At 69.6% G+C, this 14,918-nt stretch carries 20 protein-coding genes; 11 read left to right on the top strand and 9 right to left on the bottom strand.

Features of this window, described 5'->3' with window-relative positions:
• Positions 1-107 precede the first annotated feature (107 nt).
• Positions 108-836: a DUF1990 family protein gene (locus JAV51_RS07295; protein ID WP_197319886.1), complete on the bottom strand. Its 729-nt coding sequence runs from the start codon at positions 834-836 to the stop codon at positions 108-110.
• On the bottom strand, positions 833-1,045 hold the full coding sequence (locus JAV51_RS07290; protein WP_197319885.1) for a hypothetical protein: 213 nt from the start codon (positions 1,043-1,045) through the stop codon (positions 833-835). Before JAV51_RS07290 ends, JAV51_RS07295 begins: the two co-directional genes overlap by 4 nt.
• Positions 1,046-1,156: 111 nt before the next feature.
• On the opposite strand from JAV51_RS07290, the gene JAV51_RS07285 reads away from it, so the two are divergent.
• The 4 genes from JAV51_RS07285 (at position 1,157) to JAV51_RS07270 (ending at position 3,619) form a co-directional block, all read left to right on the top strand.
• On the top strand, positions 1,157-1,861 hold the full coding sequence (locus tag JAV51_RS07285) for a DUF1990 family protein (protein ID WP_197319884.1): 705 nt from the start codon (positions 1,157-1,159) through the stop codon (positions 1,859-1,861).
• A gap of 77 nt (positions 1,862-1,938) precedes the next feature.
• Positions 1,939-2,292 carry a hypothetical protein gene (locus JAV51_RS07280; protein WP_197319883.1) on the top strand — a complete coding sequence of 118 codons (354 nt, stop codon included), beginning with the start codon at positions 1,939-1,941 and terminating at the stop codon, positions 2,290-2,292.
• Positions 2,289-3,212 carry a WXG100 family type VII secretion target gene (locus JAV51_RS07275; protein ID WP_197319882.1) on the top strand — a complete coding sequence of 308 codons (924 nt, stop codon included), beginning with the start codon at positions 2,289-2,291 and terminating at the stop codon, positions 3,210-3,212. The genes JAV51_RS07280 and JAV51_RS07275 overlap by 4 nt, the downstream gene beginning before the upstream one ends.
• Positions 3,209-3,619 carry a hypothetical protein gene (locus JAV51_RS07270; protein WP_197319881.1) on the top strand — a complete coding sequence of 137 codons (411 nt, stop codon included), beginning with the start codon at positions 3,209-3,211 and terminating at the stop codon, positions 3,617-3,619. Before JAV51_RS07275 ends, JAV51_RS07270 begins: the two co-directional genes overlap by 4 nt.
• Positions 3,620-3,632: 13 nt before the next feature.
• Here the strand turns inward: JAV51_RS07270 and JAV51_RS07265 are convergent, their stop codons facing one another.
• The gene (locus JAV51_RS07265) at positions 3,633-4,199 is read right to left on the bottom strand and encodes a hypothetical protein (protein WP_197319880.1); all 567 of its coding nucleotides are present in this window, start codon (positions 4,197-4,199) and stop codon (positions 3,633-3,635) included.
• A 59-nt stretch (positions 4,200-4,258) separates the two neighbouring features.
• A complete protein-coding gene (locus JAV51_RS07260) occupies positions 4,259-4,651 on the bottom strand; it encodes a hypothetical protein (RefSeq protein ID WP_197319879.1) in 393 nt (130 codons plus the stop codon).
• 81 nt (positions 4,652-4,732) lie between these two features.
• Here JAV51_RS07260 and JAV51_RS07255 point away from each other — a divergent pair, with 81 nt between their 5' ends.
• Positions 4,733-5,287, top strand: a complete 555-nt coding sequence (locus tag JAV51_RS07255; protein ID WP_197319878.1) for a DUF4232 domain-containing protein — start codon at positions 4,733-4,735, stop codon at positions 5,285-5,287.
• Between the two features lie 12 nt (positions 5,288-5,299).
• Here JAV51_RS07255 and JAV51_RS07250 read toward each other — a convergent pair whose 3' ends face one another.
• Positions 5,300-6,772, bottom strand: a complete 1,473-nt coding sequence (locus tag JAV51_RS07250; protein ID WP_197319877.1) for an MDR family MFS transporter — start codon at positions 6,770-6,772, stop codon at positions 5,300-5,302.
• Positions 6,773-6,986: 214 nt separating this feature from the next.
• Positions 6,987-7,958, bottom strand: coding sequence for an EamA family transporter (locus JAV51_RS07245; RefSeq protein WP_197319876.1), 972 nt, complete (start codon positions 7,956-7,958; stop codon positions 6,987-6,989).
• Between the two features lie 79 nt (positions 7,959-8,037).
• Between JAV51_RS07245 and JAV51_RS07240 the strand changes: the two genes are divergently transcribed.
• From JAV51_RS07240 to JAV51_RS07225, 4 genes are all read left to right on the top strand, one after another.
• Positions 8,038-8,916, top strand: a complete 879-nt coding sequence (locus tag JAV51_RS07240; RefSeq protein WP_197319875.1) for a LysR family transcriptional regulator — start codon at positions 8,038-8,040, stop codon at positions 8,914-8,916.
• 43 nt (positions 8,917-8,959) lie between these two features.
• The gene (locus JAV51_RS07235; protein ID WP_197319874.1) at positions 8,960-9,610 is read left to right on the top strand and encodes a cyclopropane-fatty-acyl-phospholipid synthase family protein; all 651 of its coding nucleotides are present in this window, start codon (positions 8,960-8,962) and stop codon (positions 9,608-9,610) included.
• A 174-nt stretch (positions 9,611-9,784) separates the two neighbouring features.
• The gene (locus JAV51_RS07230) at positions 9,785-10,750 is read left to right on the top strand and encodes a peptidoglycan-binding protein (protein ID WP_197319873.1); all 966 of its coding nucleotides are present in this window, start codon (positions 9,785-9,787) and stop codon (positions 10,748-10,750) included.
• A gap of 114 nt (positions 10,751-10,864) precedes the next feature.
• Positions 10,865-12,115, top strand: coding sequence for a M14 family metallopeptidase (locus JAV51_RS07225; protein WP_197319872.1), 1,251 nt, complete (start codon positions 10,865-10,867; stop codon positions 12,113-12,115).
• A gap of 74 nt (positions 12,116-12,189) precedes the next feature.
• Here JAV51_RS07225 and JAV51_RS07220 read toward each other — a convergent pair whose 3' ends face one another.
• Together JAV51_RS07220 and JAV51_RS07215 are read right to left on the bottom strand one after the other, a co-directional pair.
• Positions 12,190-12,525: a DUF3040 domain-containing protein gene (locus tag JAV51_RS07220; RefSeq protein ID WP_197319871.1), complete on the bottom strand. Its 336-nt coding sequence runs from the start codon at positions 12,523-12,525 to the stop codon at positions 12,190-12,192.
• A gap of 231 nt (positions 12,526-12,756) precedes the next feature.
• A complete protein-coding gene (locus tag JAV51_RS07215) occupies positions 12,757-13,155 on the bottom strand; it encodes a DUF5313 family protein (protein WP_197319870.1) in 399 nt (132 codons plus the stop codon).
• A 45-nt stretch (positions 13,156-13,200) separates the two neighbouring features.
• On the opposite strand from JAV51_RS07215, the gene JAV51_RS07210 reads away from it, so the two are divergent.
• Both JAV51_RS07210 and JAV51_RS07205 read left to right on the top strand, forming a co-directional pair.
• The gene (locus tag JAV51_RS07210; RefSeq protein ID WP_197319869.1) at positions 13,201-13,662 is read left to right on the top strand and encodes a MarR family winged helix-turn-helix transcriptional regulator; all 462 of its coding nucleotides are present in this window, start codon (positions 13,201-13,203) and stop codon (positions 13,660-13,662) included.
• 70 nt (positions 13,663-13,732) lie between these two features.
• Entirely contained in the window at positions 13,733-14,143 is a 411-nt protein-coding gene (locus JAV51_RS07205; RefSeq protein ID WP_197319868.1) for a VOC family protein, read from the top strand.
• An 82-nt stretch (positions 14,144-14,225) separates the two neighbouring features.
• Here JAV51_RS07205 and JAV51_RS07200 read toward each other — a convergent pair whose 3' ends face one another.
• A complete protein-coding gene (locus JAV51_RS07200; RefSeq protein ID WP_197319867.1) occupies positions 14,226-14,897 on the bottom strand; it encodes an HAD family hydrolase in 672 nt (223 codons plus the stop codon).
• Positions 14,898-14,918: the final 21 nt, after the last annotated feature.

Here is a 14,918-nt window from a genome sequence, read left to right as displayed (position 1 = left end):
GTCGCGTGACCACATTCGTCGAGACAGTGGTAGCACGTTTCTCGTGCACTGTCGGTAGGCGTGGGAAATATGCCACAAACCGTTTTCGGGATCGTCCGACGCGATTCTCAGCCGGGTGCCACCCGATGCAGGGCGAGCGTGTCCCAGCGATGCATCACGGCGTCGGACGGTGCGACCACCAGGTCGCCGACCCGCAGCGGCGGCTCCGACGGGGCGGACTCGCCTCGCAGTCGAGCCTCGACGAAGGACCGCAGTCGCTCGCCGCACCGGCGGTAGAACCGAAGCTGGGTACGGCGTCCGAACAACCGCCAGCCCAGCGAGGTGAGCGGTCCGAGGGTGGGCGCGCCCTGTGAGTAGCTCGACGCCACGAACTCCACCCCGCCCGTGCGTCGGTGCTTCACCACCTCGTAGGTCACCTTGCCTCGTTCGAGATGACCGTCGAGGGTCTCGTACGCCCAGCCCCACACCCGGTCGTCGCCGCGCTCGTCGTCGACCACCGAGGTGATGCGCACGCCGCAGTAGAAGTGCATGAGGTGGAACCGTGCCTCCAGCAGCAGGTCACGTCCGAGCAGGTCCGACCGCGGGTCGAACACGGCGCGCACGATCTCCGGCGGCGAGAACTCGTAGTCCCGCACCAACGCGCGGGCGATCTCCCAGGAGCCGCCCGGTTCGGGATCGCCGGGTCGCTCCGAGGGCAGCGGGACGCGGTGGGTGTCGATGTTCCACGTCGGTCGGCGCACCTCGGTGATCGTGTAGTTGACGTCGGCGTCGGCGAGGTCCGACCACGCTCGCGCGGTGTCGAGCCGACCGAACACCCAGTCACGGCGTGGAGTCACTCCAGCTCCCGCAGTGACTCACCGATCAGCCACATCGTGGGTGGCCACAGCCCCACGAACAGCGCGCGTCTCTCCGCGTTGCCCCGCTGGCGCTGGTCGACCGTCTTGGCGCGCACCCACAGGCCGATGCACAGGGAGATCGTGGCCAGTGAGGCCGTATGGAAGTGGGTGCTGCGCAGTCCCGTCCGGTGCAGGAGTCGGATCACCATGGGCGTTCTCCTCGTCGAGTCGTTATCGGCGCGCGGCGGGGGTACTCGTTTCTGTACCCGTTCCGACGGGACCTCGACCCACCAGTGAACTGCCGAACCCGGGAGGAGCCGATGCAGCGAGTTCGGCAGGCGGCCGCCGTCGTGACGCGCTGGCTGTGGGGCACGCTGCTCGTGACCTGGCGCTACCTCTGGGAGACCACCCCGCTGTACCGGTACGAGTGCCGAGGTGACGAGCGGGACAGCGCGCCGCCCGTGCCCGAGCACGCCGTCGACGACCGCGCGCAGCTCGCCGTCCACGGATACGGCCCGTTCTTCCACCGGCGTTTCGAGGTGCGGATCGCCGACGCCGACCTCGATGCCGAGCAGCTCGTCGACCGGGTGGTCCGCGACTTCCGACGGTTCGTGCCCCGTGAGGTCGTCGGCGTCCGGGCCGACGGGGTGAACGGCCGGGGACTGGAGGTCGGCGACGAGCTGCTGGTGGAGATGCCGGGACCGTGGAACGGCCCGGTCCGGGTCGTGCACCGCGACGCCACGTCGCTGCGGTTGTTGACGTTGCGCGGCCACCTGGAGGCCGGGCAGGTGCAGTTCCGTGCCGCGGAGGACGGTGACCTGCTCGTGTTCGCGATCGAGTTGTGGGCACGACCCGCGAACCGGCTCGTGCACCTGCTGTACTCGCGCCTGCGGTTGGCGAAGGAGGTGCAACTCAACATGTGGGTGCGCTTCTGCCTCGCCGTGGTGGCCGTCTCGAACGGTCGCCTGCTCGACGGCGTGCACATCGAGACCCGCAGCCTCGAACCCGCCATGGCGGGGTGCTGAAGGAAAAACCGTTCCCACGGAACCACCTCGTGCGGTGCTACGTCGAAGCCCCATCGGCACCGTGTGAAGGAGGACTGGTGGCGGACGGATTCAAGGTCGAGCCTGCCGAGCTCGTTGGCTATGCGGAACTCATGAAACGCAACGCGGGGCACTTCCTGACGATCAAGGAGCACGCCGTGTCGAAGGGCGGTGACACGTCCGGCTTCACCGGCCTGCTGTCGCTGCTCGTCCCGGTGGTGACCACCGTCGCGAATCTCTACGGCGAGACGCTCGACTTCGGCAACCAGATGTTGACCAAGGACGCCGAGGGCCTGGAGAAGGCCGCGCAGGCCTATGAGAAGCGTGACCAGGCCTTCCAGGAGAGCCTGGGCCTGATCGAGCAGGGCCTCAACGCAGTGCCCGGCGCTCCGGTGATGGGAGGTGCGCAGTGACCGCCTACGCCGACGTCGAGGACCCGTCCGCCGCACTCTCGGCGGCGGCCGACGACCGCCCGGGACGGCAGAGCACCAAGGAACTCATCGAGAAGGCCGGGTGGAAGATCCAGGGCGTCAACTGGATCTACGAGAAGGTGACCGGTGAGAACCTCGTCGAGGCGCTCATCAACCCGCTGCTCGGGGACTTCGAGAAGATCGACGCCAATGCCAACGCCTGGGACCAGGTGTCCAAGGCGCTCGACTCGGTGCGGCGCAATCTCGACGCGGGCGTCGAGCAGCTCGGCGAGCACTGGCAGGGTGACGGCGCGGCCGGTTTCGCCAGGCGCATGGACACGATGTGGGCGTTGGCGATCGAGGCGGACTCCCAGGTCGCCCGCGTGATCGGTGACCGCTTCAAGAGCATGGCCGGCACGTGCCGCACGGCCACGAGCATCGCGTTGTCGCTGCTCGACAAGCTCGTCACCAAGCTCATGGAAGCCGCCATGACCGCCTGGATCCCCGTCGTGGGATGGGGCAAGGCGGTCTGGATGGTCTACGACGCGGTGCAGATCGTCGACGCGATCCGCAAGATCATCATCTCGATCCAGACGTTGATCGAGGGCGTGCAGGGCATGGTCGACGGAATCGTCTCCATGGGCACCGCCCTGATGAAGATCAAGGACATTCGGGACGTCAACGACGCGCTCGACGTGGTGGACTCCTACCAGCAGGGGCAGGAGCAGTACAACGACGGTCGCAGCGCGGCGACGTCGGGTGCGCTCGGCACCGTGCTGAACGGCTACAAGCTCAACAAGTCCGTGAACTCGGCGACCGGACGGTACTCCACGTCCACGCCCACGACGCCGACCACGCCCACCTCGCCGCCCACCACGCCGTCGACCACCCCGAGCACCGGCACCACGGGAGGTAACTCGTGAGCTTCTACGACAGGGATCGGCTCGACGCACTGGTCGCCGACGTCGACGCGAAACTCCTCGCGGTCGAACGGGCCGCCTCGGAGGCGAATCGGGTGGAGGTCCGGTCCTCGGGACTGTCCGAACGAGACCTCGCTGCCATCGAGCGGCACGCGGAGAGCCCCCGGGCTCCACGCGAGCTGAAGGAGCTGGTCGCCCGGATCAAGGGCGGGGAACTCTCGTGGGACGACATCGCGTCGGGCCGTGCGCTCGATGACGAAGGCGTGCAGGCGGCCATGGCCGCGTCGCTGCCCGACCTCGCCCGCGTTCACCAGGAGCTGCGCGAGGGACAGGACCCGGACGACATCATCGGTGCGGCTCGGGGTGACGACGAGGAGGGCGGCGGCTCGATCATGCGCCGCGGTTGGTGAGGCGGCGTCGCGTTCACCCGGCGGGCCACGCGGACCCGGAAGGCCGCGTGGTGCCGCGGCCGTGCACGATGTCCCAGGCCAGCGCCGCGGCGATCGCGAGCGCACGGGTGGGGGATCCGAGGTCCGGACGAAGCGTGAGGACGTCCCGGCGAACCCGGTGACCGTCGCGTTTGGCCAGTGCACCCGTGCGCAACGACCCGACGCCGCCGAGTGTGCCCAGCGGCGTGCCCACGGCGTCGGTGAGCGCGACGTCCGACCTACCGTGCCGGGTCAGGGAGCCGAGTGCGGTCCCGGTTCCGCCGGTGACGGCGACCTTGGCGTTCCCGAGCGAGAAGCCCTTGCGGATACCGAGGAGGTCGTGACCGTCGGACGAGACCACCCGCAGGTCGAACGACGTGTGCCCCGACCAGCCGGTGGCACGCACCAGCGCCGCCGCGCCCGGTCCGGACCGCTCCACGACCGTCGCGAGAAGGCGGTCGTGCTCGTCGTAGACCGACACGTCGTAGGTCGTGCGCCACAGGGCGCGCCGAAACCCGCCTGGATGCTCGACGAGCAGCGTGTGCGCAGTGAACAGATCCACGGCGGGAGCTTACGACCTCGGCCCGGGTCGGTGGTCCGTCCCGGGCCGAGAGGCGGGTGTCAGTAGTCGTCGCGACCCGTGAACTGCTCCTCCAACATCTCGGCGGAGCCGGTGACGAGTTCGAGCGGGTCGATGAACTCGTTGATGTCCAGGTTGAGCAGCGGCAGTGAGTGGCGCAGCACCAGGTAGTCACCCATCACCACGGCACCGCCCACCACGAGCGTGTTGCCGATCTCGGTCAACACGGCGTGCAGGTCGACCTCGTCGACGCGCGCGAACGGAGTCGCGATCTGGACCCAGTCCTCCTTGCGGTCCAGGATCTCGTGAACGATCACCACGTCCTGCGTCCGCTGGTCTTCGTAGGTGAGCCGCACCCGGATCTCGTCGTCCTCCTCACGGATCACGTCGTAGGTCTGCCGGACGTAGGCCACGAGATCGTCCCAGGTCGCCACCCGGTCTCCTTTCCCCAGTTCGTCGACGGGCGTTGTCGCCCTGGTGATCGAGACTAGCGGGTCCGAGGGCAGGATCAGGGGGTGAAACGTCGTCTCGCTGTCCTGTCCGTGGCTCTCGTCCTGGCCGCCTGCACCACCGAGCCGACACCACCCGCGCCGTCCTCGGCTCCGCCGGAACCGCCCACCGAACCGACCTGTCCCGCCAGCGGGGTGCGGGTGACGGTGGGCGTCGAGGACGCGGCGATGGGACTGCGGGTGGTCGGCCTGAAGCTCACCAACTGCGGCGAAGAGCCCTACCGTCTCGACGGTTATCCGGCCGTGCGGGTGTTCGACGCCGAGGGGCAGCCGTTGGACGTCCGCGTACGACACGGCGCGGAGGGCATCGCAACCATCGATCGGTTCGAGCTGCCGCCCGAACCGCTGACGTTGCAACCCGGCGATGTGGCCGAGACCCACCTTGCGTGGCGCAACACCGACACGAGCGGCGGCGCGTCGGCGGTTGGTCAGACGGTCGAGGTGGCGCCCGAGGCGGGTCGGCCGTGGCAGCCCGTGGAGCTGGACGGCCGGTTCCCGCAGGGCCTGCACCTCGATTCGGGAGACACGGGCACGCTCGGGGTGAGTGCCTGGCGCCGGTGACCGACGAGTCGGTCAGCGCGCCGGGTCCGCCTCCGGAACTGAAGGGGACTCGGGGGTGTCGGCGGGCGTGCTGCGACGGACGAACAGGGCCGTCAGCACGGCGACGATCGCGATGACGCCCGCGGTGACGAATGCGGCGTGGAGCCCGTCGGCGTCGGGACTGACGGCCTCGGGAGCGCTGCCCAGGGCGGCCACGGTGACGAAGACGGCCGTCCCCAGTGCACCGGCCACCTGCTGCAACGTGGACAGGATCGCGCTGCCGTGGGAGTGCAGGTGCTCGGGCAGCACGCCCAGCGACTCGGTCATCAGCGGGGTCATCATGAACGACAGGCCCACCATCAGCACGACGTGGATGCCGATCACGAGTTCCAGCGGCGACGTCGGTCCGAGCGTGGTGAACAGCCACAGGGCCGTCGCCATCGCGACCGCGCCGGGGATCACGAGCGGGCGCGGCCCGAGCCGGTCGTACAGGGCGCCCACCGGGCGGCCGAGCAGACCGAGGATCAACCCGCCCGGCAGCACCGCGAGTCCACTGACGAAGGTGGTGGTTTCCAGAACCGTCTGCAGGTACAGCGGCAGCATGATCGAGCCGACGCCCAGCAGGCAGATGAACAACAGTCCGGACAGGATCACGCCCACCACGAAGCTGCGGTGCGTGAACGGTCGCAGGTCGAGCAGCGCGCGGTCGGCGCGTTGGAGCGAGAGCTGACGCAGGGTGAACACCACCAGCGCCGCCACGCCGACGACAACGGAAGCCCACGGCGGGACGACGGCGTCGCTCGCCGGGGCGTCGAAGGAGGCCAGCCCGAACAGCAGCCCGCCGAACCCGAGAGCCGACAGCAGCACCGACAGCACGTCGAGCGGGACGGCCCTGGTCACGCTGTGAAGGTGGAACCACTTCGCGCCCACTCCCAGCGCCGTCAGGGCGAGCGGGAGGACGAGCACGAACATCCACCGCCAGCCGAGCGACGACAGCAGCGCACCGCCGATGGTGGGTCCCACGGCGGGCGCGACGGCGATGACGATGGTGATCGTGCCCATCATCGAGCCACGCCGTTGCGGCGGGACGAGTCGGAGCACGGAGGTCATGAGCAGCGGCACCATGACGGCCGTGCCGCAGGCCTGCACGAGCCTGCCCACGAGCAGCACCCCGAAGCCGGGGGCCAGGGCACACAGCAGGGTTCCGGCGCTGAACGACGTCAGGGACGCGAGGAAGATCTGGCGCGGGGTGAAGCGTTCGAGAAGGAACCCGGTCGTCGGGATGACCACGGCCATGGTGAGCAGGAAGCCGCTGGTCAACCACTGCACCGTGGTCGTCGCGACGCCGAGTTCCAGGGTCAGGTCGCGCAGCGCCACGCTGAGGATGGTCTCGTTCAGGATCATCACGAACGCCGAGGCGACCAGGACCGCGATCAGCGGGCCGCTGCGGGCCGTCGTGGGAGCGGCGTCGGACGCCGGGAGCTCTGACTGGGATCTGTCGTTCACGAGGGGTAAACCTTGTCGCGCGTGGGGTCGGGGTGCGGCGGAGTCGAGCGGACGTGACGCCGCGACGTGACTCCCCGACGATCGAGACTAGCCGGGCCGATCGAGTGACAGCGACGTTTTTTTCCGCGCGACGCCGGTGGTCTTCACCTCGGCGGCGTCGCGTGGTGACGGGGGCGACCGTCGGTGTCGTCCCGGACGGGCATCGCACCCACGGTCACGGACTGTGCGTCGCCTCGCCCGAACGGTCTCGCCGACCGTGCTCGTTCGGGTCGACGTCGCGGAGCGACGACGTCGACCGTGCGGGCGGGGTCCACTGTCCGGCGGTGACGGACACGAGGGCGAGGGCGAAGCCGACGAGTTGCACGCTTCCCAACGTCTGGTGCAGGACCAGAACCCCGAGCAGTGCGGCGACGACCGGCGAGAGCGGGCTCAACAGCGCGATCGAGGTGACGGGCAGCGTGGCGAGCCCGCGAAACCACAGCATGTAGGCGAGGAGTCCACCGACGAGCCCCAGCCAGAGGAAGCCGAGGACGGCGGGTCCGTCGACGGAGGGGGGAGCGCCCTCGACGACGAGTGTGACGGGGAGGAGGACCAGCCCACCGGCGGTCAACAGCCACGAGGCGAAGGCCGTGGCACTCACGCCGTCGGGTCGGCCCCACCGGGTGGTGAGAACGACTCCCAGCGCCATGCTCACCGCGCTGCCCAGCGCCGCGAGCGCCCCGACGAGGTCGAACGCCGCCGCGTTCGGCCGCAACACCACCATCGCCACGCCGACGACACCGGCGACCGCCCACCCGATCCGCCAGGCCGACGGGCGTTCACGGAGCAGCAGCACCGCGAGGCCAACGACGATCACCGGTTGCGTGGCGCTCAGGGTGGCCGCCACGCCGCCGGGCAGTCGTTCGGCGGCCACGAACAGCAGCGGGAAGAACAGGCCGATGTTGAGGACCCCGAGAATCGCCGCGCGAACCCACCACACGCCACACGGCAGGGTGCGGGCCAGCGCGAGTCCGAGCAGACCGGCGGGAAGCGCGCGGACCAGAGAGGCGAAGAGCGGATGGTTCGGCGGCAGCAACTCCGTGGTCACCACGTACGTCGTGCCCCACACCACCGGGGCGATCGCCGTGATCGCGAGCCGCCCCACCTGCCCTGGGCGCGCCGGAGGAGGAAGGAGCTGACTGGTCATGGCACTCAGTCTCGACACCGTCGATCGATGAGTCCAACACATCGTTGTCATCTCATCGATCATGATTAATCATGGATGGATGGAGTTGCAGCAGCTGCGGTACGTGCTCGCCGTGGCGGAGACGAAGAGCTTCACCCGCGCCGCCGAGCGGTGTCACGTGGTGCAGTCGGCGCTGAGTCACCAGATCGCGCGCCTGGAGCGGGAGCTGGGCGGTCGGTTGTTCGACCGGACGAGCCGCCGCGTGCGGCTCACCGCCGCGGGTGAGGCGTTCCTGCCCGCGGCTCGGCAGTGTCTCGACGCCGCCGAGCGGGCGGCGGCGGACGTCGCGGCGGCGTTCGGCGAGGTACGCGGGCGACTGGACGTGGGCGTGATCCCCACCGTCGCCGCCGTCGACCTGCCGTCCCTGCTCAAAAACTTCCGGACGCGTCACCCGCAGGTCCGGGTGTCGCTGAGGGTGGGCAGCAGCCCCGACCTCGTCGAGCAGGTCAGACGGGCCGATCTCGACCTCGCGTTCCTCGGACTTCCGGCCACCACCGAACCGAAGGGAGTGCGGGTGCACGAGTTCGGTCGCGACCGGCACGTCGCGGTGGTGGCGCCGGACCATCCGCTCGCGGGTTCCGAGGAGATCGAGTTGAGTCGGCTCGCCTCGGAGGTCTTCGTCGACTTCCCGATCGGTTCGGCGGGGCGCGCGCAGGCGGACCTGGCCTTCGACGCCGCCGGGATCGATCGGCAGGTCGCGTTGGAGGTCGGGGCGGTCGATCTCATGGTCGAGCTGGTGCGGCGGGGACTCGGCGTGACGATGCTGCCGTCCACGTTCGTCCCGGGGTTGAGCGGCGTCGCCACGATCCCGGTGACCGGCGCCCCACAACGCGTCGAGTACCTGGTCTGGGGCCGCGCCGAGCCGCGCCCGGCTGCCGCCGCGTTCCTCCGCCTGCTCGACCTCCCCGCCGAGTCGTGAGCCGGACCGTGTGCCGTCGCTGCCGTCGCGGCACCCTGGGGACATGACGTCACATCGCCACGAACCCGACGACCGGTCCACGGCCCGGTACTGGGACGACTTCTACGCCGAGAAGGACGCCGTGTGGAGCGGGAAGCCCAACGACCTGCTCGTGCGGTATGCGGCGGACCTGTCGCCCGGTACTGCTCTGGACCTCGGCTGCGGGGAGGGTGGCGACGCGCTCTGGCTGGCCGACCGCGGCTGGCAGGTCACCGCTGTGGACGTGTCGGAGGTCGCGTTGCGCCGGGGCGCGGCCCACGCGGCCGATGCCGGGGTCGAGTCCCGAATCACGTGGCAACGCCACGATTTGGCCGAGTCGTTCCCTGACGGCACGTTCGACCTGGTGTCCGCGCAGTTCCTGCACTCGCCGGTGGCCGAGGACGGCGAGCGGGAGGACGTGTTGCGCCGGGCGCTCTCCGCTGTCGCGCCGGGCGGGGTGCTGCTCGTCGGCAGCCACGCCGGGTGGCCGTCGTGGGTGGACTCCCCGCCGTTCGAGCACCGGTTCCCGACCGTGAGCGAGGTCGTCACCGCGCTGCGCCTTCCCCCACGGGACTGGACCGTGGAGGTCGCCGAACTCGTCGAGACCACGTTGCCCGACCCGGAGGGCGAGCCGGGGCACCGCACCGACAGCGTGGTGCGGGTGCGCCGTCACTAGCCTGTGGTGCGAGTCCACCTGGCCGTCGCCGGCCCCCTCGCGCGCACATTGTCCGCCTTGCCTGAGCCGGGTCAAGGGCGTCGGCAAAGTTCTGTCGTGGACGGCTGCCCGACTTCCGGAATTCGTACACTCCGGACACCGAAGCGGGGGGCGAGACGAACCGGGGAGCGACTCATGTGCGAATCGTGTGATGGTGTGGACCTGACCGGCCCGCGGGCGCGTGGCGGCGGACTGTCCCGGCGGGCCCTGCTGGCGGGAGCGGGCCTGGGACTCGGACTCGGCGTCCTGGGACTCGGACTGCCTGCCGCGCACGCCGCGACGGCGAGGAACGGCGCGTGGTGCAATCCCGCGCTCGGCTACTTCCCGAACGGCGGCCACTTCGGCGCTCCCCGAGGTGGTGCGTCCCACGCGGGACAGGACGTCACCAACAGCACCGGCACGGCCGTGTACGCGGCGGCGGCGGGCACGGTGATTCGCCGAGAGTGGGGCGGCGGGCTCGCCGGTCGTACCGGCAACGGAATCGTCATCTCCCACGGCGGCAACCAGTACACCTACTACGGACATCTCAACGCCTACCGGGTGTCGCTGAACCAGAAGGTGTCCGCCGGACAGCGCATCGGCGACATGGGAGCCACGGGCAACGTCACCGGTCCACACCTGCACTTCGAGACCCACACCGGAGGACTCGGCTCGGTGGTGAACCCGGTGACGTTCATGTCCGCCCGCGGGGTCGACCTCGGCGGAGGATGGCCGAGCATCGATCCCGGCGCGAGCGGACAGCGCGTGCGGGTGATCCAGCACCTGCTGAACCAGCGTGGACACGGCCTGGTGGTCGACGGTTCGTTCGGTTCGGTCACCACGAGCGCCGTGAAGAGCTTCCAGAGCGCGAGTGGTCTGGTCTCCGACGGTCTCGTGGGGCCGAAGACGTGGCCGAAGCTCGTCTACTCGCTGCAGCAGGGCGCCACCGGACACCACGTCAGGGGACTCCAGACGGCGTTGAACAAGCGCAGCGCGGGGCTCGTCGTCGACGGTGAGTTCGGGTCGGTCACCACGAGTGCCGTCCGCAGTTTCCAGAGCGTCAACCGGCTGGTCGTCGACGGCGTCGCGGGCGCGATCACCTGGCGGGCGCTGGTCGGCTGACCGTCCGGAACGGACGAACAGGGGGCCGCCGCGACGGCTGGTGGCCCCCTGAACAGGGTGCTTCCGACTTTCGAGGGTTGCCGGGTGTGTTCACGCTCGGCCAGCCTCACGTACATGGGCTCACTACGTCGGGGAATCACCGCAGCAGCGGGACTGTTGTTGTTCGCCACGGCCGTGCCCGCGGGCGCGGCGCCACACGACGGCGACCGAGGTCTCTACGAGGTCCGGGGGACGGACAGCGCCGTTCGGACGGCGATCGCGCAGTCCGGCGTCGACGTCTGGGGTACTCAGGGCGACGTCCTGACCTTCGCCGCGGATTCCGCGCAGGCACAGGCGTTGCGCGGTCAGGGCTTCGAGCTGGAGAAGGTCGGTGACGTCGACGCTCTGCTCGCCGAGCGCAACCCCGACGTCCGGACCGCGGTCGACGAGTTCCCGGCCGGCGACGAGGGCTACCACACCTACACCGAGCTGACCGAGGTGCTGGAGCAGACCGTCGCCGACCACGGGGACATCGCGTCGCTGTCGAGCGTGGGCGACTCGTACGAGGGCCGCGCGCTGCACCTGATCAAGATCAGCGACAACGTCGCCCAGGACGAGGACGAACCCGAGGTGCTGTTCACGTGCAACCAGCACGCCCGTGAGCATCTGACCACGGAGATGTGCCTGCGGATCATTGAGCGCTTCACCGACGAGTACGGCAGCGACCCCACGGTCACCGAACTCGTCGACACGCGCGAGATCTACGTCATCCCGACGGTCAACCCGGACGGCGCCGAGTACGACATCGAGGGCGGCCGGTACAAGGGCTGGCGGAAGAACCGACAGGGCAGTGGCACCGACCTGAACCGCAACTGGGGCTACCAGTGGGGTTGCTGCGGCGGCTCCAGCGGTTCGCCTTCCAGCGAGACCTACCGCGGCCCGTCCGCGTTCTCGGCTCCCGAGACGACCGCGGTCAAGTCGTTCGTCGACTCCCGGGTCGTCGGCGGCGTCCAGCAGATCAAGGCCCACCTCGACTTCCACAGTTACTCGGAGCTGGTCCTGTGGCCCTACGGCTACACGTACGACGACTCGAACGAGACGATGTCGCCCGAGGAGGCCAAGCGCTTCCAGGAGGTCGGGCAGGCGCTCGCCGCGAGCAACGGCTACACGCCGCAGCAGTCCAGCGATCTCTACATCACCGACGGTTCGATCAACGACTGGATGTGGGCCGAGCACGGCATCCTCAGCCTGACGTTCGAGATGTACCCGGCCGGTGGCGGTGGATTGAACGGGTTCTACCCGCCCGACGAGCTCATCGAGCCTGAGACCAAGCGCAACGACGAAGCCGTGGAGATCCTGCTCACCGAAGCGGGCAACCAGGGCTGACGCCCACCAGACCGGGGGGCGGTGGCGCGCGACCCGTCACCGCCCCCTTTCCATGTCCGCGCCCCGTGTCCGCGCTACGCCTCGGTGCAGCGCGGGCACGGGGCGTCGACGTCCGTCACGAGGTGTCGGCACACGGGGTGGAAGAACCGGCGGGACGCCCAGCGCAGCGGCCAGCCGATGCCGGCGAGCAACACGAGCAGTCCGAGCACCACCCAGCCCGCCACGAGCAGAGCCAGGCCGCAGGCCAACCCGCCGAGAACCGCGAGTGTCAGCCACATCGACGTCGAGTCCTCGGGCGACATCATGCGGCGCAACGAACGGTCCAGCAGCGGGTCGTCCGTCCGTAGCTCCGTTTCCAGCCGCCGGAGACTGGCCAGTTCCTCCTCGGTCAACGGCAGTCGTTCACCCATGTGTTCACCCATTCGATCACCCGAGGAAACGGCGCAGACTCGTCCCCGGCGCGGATCGTGGGAAACGAGCGTGCGACGGCGCGGACGTGCGGCATCCTCGGCCGAATCCGCAGGTGATCACAATGGCGGTCGTCACAGCATCGTTGTGGTCTTCGTTCGATCCCGTCGGGAGAAATCGGGTGAACGATTCTCGGGAGTGACCCTCGGCCGCGTGTCGACCGCGATGCGGCGTCAGTCGGTGTGGCGGTAGCGAGCGAGGTAGCGTTCGCGAACGTCGGCCTCGGCCTCGGCCTTGGCGGCGGCACGTATCCGTCTGCCGTCGCCGTAGTCGTATCCGTGCTTGGCGAGACGGTGCTCGACGTTCTCCTCGGCGAAGGCGAAGGAGTAGAAGTAGCCGACGAGGACGGCGAGGAGCACCAGACTCAGCCGAAGGCCCAGTGGTCCGGGGAGCAGGAGCCACAGCGCGCTCAGCGGTCCGACCAGGAACGTGGTGCGCAGGCCGTGCCGCCACAGCCAGGTCGAGCACGTGACGTCGTGCAGCACCCACTCGCGATACCGCTCGGGCAGTCGCCCGCCGAGGGCGTACCACAGCCACCGGTGGGGCCGGGGACGCTGAAGATGACCTGGCATGTTTGCACGCTAACAGTTAGCGCACTAACCAAGTAGGATGGTGTGATGCAGATCGACCTGGGTGAGGACCCGCTGGCCCTCGACCGGCAGGTGTGTTTCGCGCTGTCGGTCGCCTCCCGCAGCGTCATCGGGCTGTACCGCCCGCTGCTGAAGCCGTACGGGCTGACCCACCCGCAGTACCTCGTGCTGCTCGCTCTGTGGGACCACGAGCCGCGGAGTGTGAAGGCGCTCTGCGAACTCCTGCGCGCCGAACCCGCGACGCTGTCGCCGCTGCTCAAACGCCTCGAAGCGCTCGGGTACGTCAGTCGTCGACGGGACCGGTCGGACGAACGGTCGCTGTCGGTCGAGCTGACGGAGGCGGGTCGGGCATTGCGAGCCGAGGCCGAGAAGATCCCGTATCGGATCGTGGAACGGCTGGGGATGGAGGTCCGCGAGCTGGAGGAGCTGCACGGGATGCTGGGCAAGGTCATCGAGGCCACGCGCCGGGCACCGGGCGAGGGCCCGTGACGTCGGAGGTGCTGCGGAACGCCCACTGCTGGAACTAGCCTCGGAGTGAGACGACTGCGAGGAGCGCACGATGGTCTCCCGACTCAATCCCTATCTCACCTTCTCCGGCAACGCCCGTGAGGCGATGGAGTTCTACCGCAGCGTCTTCGGCGGGGACCTCGATCTGACGACCTTCGGCCAGTTCGGCGCGGCCGACTCTCCGGAGGCCGACAAGGTCATGCACGCCGCGTTGGAGACCGACCACGGCTTCACGTTGATGGGCTCCGACGTGCCGTCGGACCAGGACTACACGCCGGGCAACAACGTCACCGTCAGCATCAGTGGCGACGACACGGAGACGCTGCGCGGGTACTGGGCGAAGCTCTCCGAGGGCGCGACTGTGCTCGTGCCGCTGGAGAAGCAGATGTGGGGCGACGAGTTCGGCATGTGCGTCGACCGGTTCGGCATCCCGTGGCTGGTCGACATCGCCGTACCGGACTAGGAACCTCTCGTCGGTTCGGACGGCTCGTCAGCCGCGCGGCGCAGTCGCTGGTGTGCGGGCCGACACGCGGCGATGTATCGGGTCAGCGGGCCTCGACGGCCGTGGCGAGGTCCGCGAGGTCGGGCAGCGCTCGCCGCAGCTCGGACAGGTCCTCGTACACCGCGCGGGCGCCGTGGTCGGTGAGTTCGTCGACGCCGAACCCGCCGGTGCGCACGGCGACGGCGGGGACCCCCGTCCGTCTCGCCGCGTCGCAGTCCCACACGGAGTCGCCGACCATGATCGCGTGCGTCGTTCCCGCCTGCCGCCACGCGGCTTCCACCAGGTCGGGATGGGGTTTGGTCTCCGACACGTCGGCCGAGGACAGCCACGCGTGCGCGCGCTCCCGGCCACCGATCAGGTCGAGGTAGTGGTCGACGTGATCGGGTTTGCCGGAGCTGGCCAGCACGACGGCGAAGCGCGTCGTCCTCGCGGCGTCGAGCAGGTCGACCGCGCCGTCGAACGCGCGGATCTCGGGAAGCAGCCGATCGGCCTCCGACTTCCAGAGCTCGCGCAGCCGCTCGCCGTGAGCCTGTTCGACCTCGTCCCCGGCGACCGCGGCGACGAGCTGGTCACCGCCCATCCCGATGGCCCGGTGCAGTCGCCACACGGGCACGACCACGCCGATCTCGTCGAACGCGCGGTACCAGGCGATCGCGTGGTGGTAGGTCGTGTCGACGAGCGTGCCGTCCACGTCGAGGATGAGGGCCGTGTCCATGCGGTGGGGTGTGCCCCGGCC

The organism is Saccharomonospora sp. NB11 (assembly GCF_015910535.1).
Classification (GTDB): Bacteria; Actinomycetota; Actinomycetes; order Mycobacteriales; family Pseudonocardiaceae; genus Saccharomonospora.
The sequence above is the reverse complement of the archived record's forward strand: the minus strand, read 5'-3'. Positions and strand labels throughout refer to the sequence as shown.